This window comes from Streptomyces sp. (genome assembly GCF_031178505.1).
In the GTDB taxonomy this organism is placed as follows: Bacteria; Actinomycetota; Actinomycetes; order Streptomycetales; family Streptomycetaceae; genus Streptomyces; species Streptomyces gulbargensis.
In genome coordinates this window covers 1-4,371 of sequence record NZ_JAPSIW010000595.1, presented here as the reverse complement: position 1 = coordinate 4,371, position 4,371 = coordinate 1, and the positions used below count along the sequence as shown (strand labels likewise).

Annotated in this window: 7 protein-coding genes and 2 pseudogenes; all 9 read left to right on the top strand. The window is 71.2% G+C overall.

Annotated elements, in window-relative coordinates; translation table 11 throughout:
• A pseudogene (locus tag RIF68_RS28565) lies at positions 1 to 254 on the top strand (hypothetical protein); the annotation flags it as partial.
• Positions 251 to 553: a hypothetical protein gene (locus RIF68_RS28560; RefSeq protein WP_191889121.1), complete on the top strand. Its 303-nt coding sequence runs from the start codon at positions 251 to 253 to the stop codon at positions 551 to 553. The pseudogene RIF68_RS28565 and the gene RIF68_RS28560, both read left to right, overlap by 4 nt.
• Positions 554 to 573: 20 nt before the next feature.
• On the top strand, positions 574 to 783 hold the full coding sequence (locus RIF68_RS28555) for a hypothetical protein (protein WP_191889120.1): 210 nt from the start codon (positions 574 to 576) through the stop codon (positions 781 to 783).
• The gene (locus RIF68_RS28550) at positions 780 to 1,262 is read left to right on the top strand and encodes a hypothetical protein (protein ID WP_191889119.1); all 483 of its coding nucleotides are present in this window, start codon (positions 780 to 782) and stop codon (positions 1,260 to 1,262) included. The genes RIF68_RS28555 and RIF68_RS28550 overlap by 4 nt, the downstream gene beginning before the upstream one ends.
• Positions 1,262 to 1,450, top strand: coding sequence for a hypothetical protein (locus RIF68_RS28545; protein WP_309054178.1), 189 nt, complete (start codon positions 1,262 to 1,264; stop codon positions 1,448 to 1,450). The genes RIF68_RS28550 and RIF68_RS28545 overlap by 1 nt, the downstream gene beginning before the upstream one ends.
• A 22-nt stretch (positions 1,451 to 1,472) precedes the next feature.
• Entirely contained in the window at positions 1,473 to 1,895 is a 423-nt protein-coding gene (locus RIF68_RS28540) for an NUDIX hydrolase (protein WP_309054177.1), read from the top strand.
• A 97-nt stretch (positions 1,896 to 1,992) separates the two neighbouring features.
• Positions 1,993 to 2,421 (top strand): RNase adapter RapZ, encoded by a 429-nt coding sequence (locus RIF68_RS28535; protein WP_309054176.1) that lies wholly within the window; start codon positions 1,993 to 1,995, stop codon positions 2,419 to 2,421.
• On the top strand, positions 2,418 to 2,948 hold the full coding sequence (locus tag RIF68_RS28530) for a hypothetical protein (protein ID WP_309054175.1): 531 nt from the start codon (positions 2,418 to 2,420) through the stop codon (positions 2,946 to 2,948). The genes RIF68_RS28535 and RIF68_RS28530 overlap by 4 nt, the downstream gene beginning before the upstream one ends.
• A 434-nt stretch (positions 2,949 to 3,382) precedes the next feature.
• A pseudogene (locus tag RIF68_RS28525) lies at positions 3,383 to 4,371 on the top strand (IS30 family transposase); the annotation flags it as partial.

Below are 4,371 nucleotides of genomic sequence, written 5' to 3'. Positions count from 1 at the left end.
GCCGCACCATCCGCGGCCGCCAGCTGGTCACGGGAGCGGTCGTCGGTGTCGCCCGGATCACCGACTGCCACCAGGACCCCGAGGGAGCGCCGCTCTGCTCGCAGTGGGCGCACCCGGCCGCCTGGCACCTGGTGCTCGACGACGTCCAGGAGCTGCCGCTGCCGGTCCCCGCCCGCGGGCAGGTCGTGCCCTGGAAGCCGTCGCCGGACCTGCTGCACCGCGTGTTCCAGCAGCTGCCCAACTTCCGGCCGTGACCCGCCAGGGACGCAAGAAGGAGAAGAAGCCGCCGTTCGAGCCGGGCCTGATCCCGGCTCCCGGCCACCTTCTCGTCTGGCGCGACAGCCGGCACTTCGACCGCTGGCAGGACCTCCCCTGCACGCTGTGCGGCCAGCCCACGCCCATGCGCTCCCACTCCGAGGAGCCCGTGCACAAGGCATGCGCGGAGGACTGGATCACCGCCAACCCCGTTGAGGCCCGCCTCGGGCGGTTCGCCTCCGACCTCGCGCCGAAGCCCAAGTCCAAGTCCAAGAAGGGCCAAGGCGACCACGCCTGACCTCCACCTGGAGGACCTCCATGAGCAGAACCGAACGCGACGTCGACCACGCCCTCGCCTACCCCGAGCCGCCCGCCTCCCCGCTCTGGCACCGCCACGGCGGCGCGACGGCCCGCCCGCTCACCGACGCCCAGAAGCGGCGCAACCGCGAGCTGCTGGACATCGCCCAGCGCACCACCCGACCCCGCTCCCCTCGCCCCACCGAGACCCTGGCGGAGGCCCACTCATGACCACCAAGCACTGCACCGTCGACGGCTGGATCGACGTGCCGCCCGCCCCCGGCCCGCGCGGCACCGCCACCTTCGACCTGGTCGTCCGACCCGACGACCCGGACACCGTCGCCAAGGACGCCCCCGACACGATCGTGTCCTGCACCAGCGAGGACGCCCGGATCACCCACGAGCTGCTGACCGGCATACAGCCCAGCGACCTGGTCCGCGTCACCGGCACCCTGGTCCAGCCGCCGTCGCCCGGCGAGCCCGCCCGGCTCACCGTCGACGCCCTGGAGGTCCTGGACACCGCGCTGGTCCCGATCCTGCGGGACATGGTGATGGACCGGTACGGCGACTACTGCGTCGTCTTCAACGCCGACACCGACGCCGTGCCCGTCTTCACCGCGCACGGCCAGTGGGTCGGCCTGGCGGACAACCCCGACGCCATCGCCACCCTCATCGACATCCACGAGCGCGTGAACGGCGGCGACGCCTGATGACCACCTCCGACACCAGCACCCCGCCCCGGACCGTCCTCGAGCGATTCCCCGCCGGAAGCCCTCGCGGCTCCTGGTCCGCCGAAGAGTACGCCGCCGCCCAGCGCACCCAAGGCCACCCGGGCGCCCGGGTCGTGATGGACCTGCGCACCGACCAGTTCCTCGTGGTCACCGATACCGCCCACTAGCCCACTCAACCGAGAGGCACCCATGACCGAGACCTTCGAGACGATCCGCTACACCGCCGACGTCGTCGCCCTGACACCCGACCGTGAGGTCCTGCTGATCCAGCGCGGATGGCCGCCGCACGAAGGCGCATGGGCGCTCCCCGGCGGCCACGTCGACTCCGGCGAGACCAGCCTCGCAGCTGCCGCCCGCGAGCTGGCGGAGGAAACCGGCGTCACCGTCACCGTCGACGACCTGCGCCCGATCGGCGTCTGGGACGCCCCCGACCGCGACCCTCGCGGCCGGTACGTCACCGTCGCCTACGCGGCCGTCGTCCCCACCGGTACCACGATCACCGCCGGAGACGACGCCCGCACCGCCCGCTGGTGGCCCCTGAACGACCTGCCGGAACGCCTCGCGTTCGACCACGCCCACATCCTCAGCACGGCCGTGGCATCAACCCCCTGAACACCACACACCCCCACCAGAGCGCCGCGCCTGCCCTCCCCGGACAGGCGTGGCGCTCTGGCGCTCCCGCTTTTCACACGCGACCTGGAGGCCCTTCGTGCGCCCGACCCACCCGATCCGTCTGATCTCGTTCGGCTACCTGCACCTGCCCACCGGCCCGGACGGCTCCCCCGTCCCGCCCGCCGCCGACCGGATCGAGGACGTACGCGACCGGCTCCGCGACCCGGCCGCTGCTCGCGACATCCTCGACCTCGACGGCCTTAACCCCCGCGTCCAGGACGTCGTCCTCAACACCCCCGGCGCCCGCGAGCTGCTCGCCAACCTCGCCGACTACGCCGACCTCCCCGCCGGGCCCCGCCGCATCGCCATCGGGTGCGCGGGAGGCCGGCACCGTGCCAGTGGTCTCACCGAACTCCTGGCCCGAGCACTTCGGGACCGCGGCCGCCAGGTCGACGTCGAACACCTCCATGTCCACCTGCCGCGCGTCCTCAAGGCGGCCGACACCAGCAATGGAGCGAGCGCATGACCACCACGCCCCTGTACGACCTCGTGACCAGCGAGGGCGACGACGGCATGATGCACCCCGCCGAACAGCTCTGGACGCCCGGCGAGGACGCAGCGGAGAACGGCTTCATCGTCCATCGCGGCCTGTACGTCACCGGCATCGACGACCCGACCGAGGACCGCCTCTTCCCGATCGGCTTCGTCGTCCTCGGACACCAGCGGTGGGCCGGCATCATCGAGGCCGCCGCCGCGTACATGGCCCGCGTCCACGGGTGGCGGAACCTGCACCTCTACCCCGGCGACGACCCGTCGGAGCTCATCCCCCGCATCCCACGCGCCGTCCTTACGCACGGCGTCTTCTTACGGCACCCGCACCCCGACCACGGCTGCGCCTGCGAGTGGGATGACACCTGGCGAATGATCTGGGCACCCGCCACCGAACCCGGCGCCGTACCGATCACCGCCATGCGGCACCCGGCCGCCGCCCCGACGACCGCCGCCGGCATTCCCAACCCCGACGAGGGCGCGCCCGCGACCTGGGCAGCCTGACAACCGAAGGCCCGGCACCTCCCCAGACCGAACTGGGGCTTGGGTTCTAGCGGTCCTCGCAACACTCATGATCAATGGGAGTTGCGAGGACTGTGGGCGGTAAGAGGCTCGATCCGGCGTTGAAGCAGCGGTTCCTTGAGCGGTTGGATGCCGTGGGGAGTGTGTCTCCTGTGGCACGTGAGCTGGGGCTGAACCTGAACACGGCGTTCACCCTGGCTCGCAAGGCCGGCATGACTACGGGGCACCTGGGGCACCCGCGGCGCGAGGAGTACAAGCAGCTGCGGGCCCGGGGTGTCTCCCGCCGTGAGGCCGCCCAGCAGGTCGGGGTAAACCCGCGCACGGCCAAGGACTGGGACAACGGCGTCCACAAGAGCCGCAACGGGCGGCTCTACCCGGACGGTCGGCGTGTGAACTACACGACGGGGACCGTCACGATGTCCGGTGTGATCAACAAGGCACCGGTCAGCCTCAAGGCCCTTGAGAAGAAGCTGCACCCGCGATTCCTGTCGCTCTCCGACCGGGAGCGAATACGCGACCTGCACGCCGCCGGCCAATCGCTGCGAGCCATCGGCCGGGCCCTGGGACGCCCGGCCAGCACCATCTCACGCGAGCTGCGGAACAACTCGGGGACCAGCGGCTACCACCCCTACGCGGCCCACCGGGCCGCCGCCTCGCGCAGGCCCCGCCCGAAGGAACGCAAGCTGCTACGCGAGGGCCCGCTGCGCAACTTCGTCCGCGACGGCCTGCGCAAGCGGTGGTCCCCGGAGTAGATCTGCCACGCTCTGACCAAGAGCCATCCCGACGACAGGAACATGCGGGTGAGCGTGGAAACGGTCTACCAGGCGCTGTATTTGCAGGCCCGAGGCGGCCTGAAGCGGGAAGTCCAGGCAGCCATACGCACCGGTCGCACCCGGCGCAAGCCCCGACGCGACCCAGCCCGTCGGACCCCTCGGTTCAACGACCCGATGGTGATGATCAGCAGCCGTCCCGCCGAGGTCGAGGACCGGGCGGTGCCAGGACACTGGGAAGGCGACCTGATCATCGGCGCGAACGGCAGGTCAGCCATCGCCACCCTGGTCGAGCGGACCACCCGCTACACGATGCTGGTCCACCTGCCCGGCAGCTCCCACGACGCCACAGCCGTCCGCGACGGCCTGGTCCGCACTGTCCAGGCCCTTCCCCCGCACCTGCGGGGCTCCCTCACCTGGGACCAGGGAACCGAGATGGCCCGTCACAAGCAGTTCACCATGGCCACCGGGATGCCGGTCTACTTCTGCGATCCCGCCTCCCCGTGGCAGCGCGGCTCTAACGAGAACACCAACGGCCTGTTGCGCCAGTACTTCCCCAAGGGCACCGATCTGAGCCTGCACAGGCCCGAAGACCTCGAACACGTCGCCCAGGAACTCAACGGCCGCCCGCGCAA

Bases quoted from the DNA above. Each gene is read 5' to 3' on its own strand.
- RIF68_RS28540 (WP_309054177.1), top strand. From the start codon at position 1,473: ATGACCGAGACCTTCGAGACGATCCGCTACACCGCCGACGTCGTCGCC.
- RIF68_RS28545 (WP_309054178.1), top strand. From the start codon at position 1,262: ATGACCACCTCCGACACCAGCACCCCGCCCCGGACCGTCCTCGAGCGA.
- RIF68_RS28555 (WP_191889120.1), top strand. From the start codon at position 574: ATGAGCAGAACCGAACGCGACGTCGACCACGCCCTCGCCTACCCCGAG.
- RIF68_RS28550 (WP_191889119.1), top strand. From the start codon at position 780: ATGACCACCAAGCACTGCACCGTCGACGGCTGGATCGACGTGCCGCCC.
- RIF68_RS28530 (WP_309054175.1), top strand. From the start codon at position 2,418: ATGACCACCACGCCCCTGTACGACCTCGTGACCAGCGAGGGCGACGAC.